Annotated in this window: 1 pseudogene; it reads left to right on the top strand. The window is 66.1% G+C overall.

Annotated elements, in window-relative coordinates:
* Nucleotides 1-525, top strand: a pseudogene (locus tag J5M67_RS27740) (cytochrome c); the annotation flags it as partial.

The following is a 525-nucleotide window of genomic DNA, read 5'->3' as shown; positions in this document are numbered from 1 at the left end:
GTATCCGGCGATGCCGTTCGCCGCGTACACGAAGGTCACGCGCGCGGATTCGGACGCGATCTTCGCGTATCTGCGCTCGGTGCCGCCCGTGAAGCTCGCGAACCGGCCGCACGACATGCGCTTTCCGTACAACAACCGGCAATTGCTGATCGGTTGGCGCACGCTGTACTTCAAGGAAGGCGAGTATCAGCCCGACCACACGAAATCGGCCGAATGGAACCGCGGCGCGTATCTGGTGCAAGGGACCGGCCACTGCTCGATGTGCCACACGGCGATCAACGCGCTCGGCGGCAGCTCCGAGGCGAACGCGTTCGAAGGCGGGCTGTTCCCGATGCAGGCGTGGTACGCGCCGTCGCTCACGTCGAACAAGGAAGCGGGGCTCGGCGACTGGAGCATCGCCGACATCACGGGTCTGCTGCAGGCGGGCGCGTCGCACCGCGGCGCGGTGTACGGGCCGATGGCCGAGGTCGTCTACGACAGTCTGCAATACCTGTCGGACGACGACGTGCGCGCGATGTCCGTGTA

Source organism: Pseudomonas sp. 30_B, assembly GCF_017491605.1.
Taxonomy (GTDB): Bacteria; Pseudomonadota; Gammaproteobacteria; order Pseudomonadales; family Pseudomonadaceae; genus Pseudomonas.
This window is presented reverse-complemented; position numbering and strand designations above follow the sequence as displayed.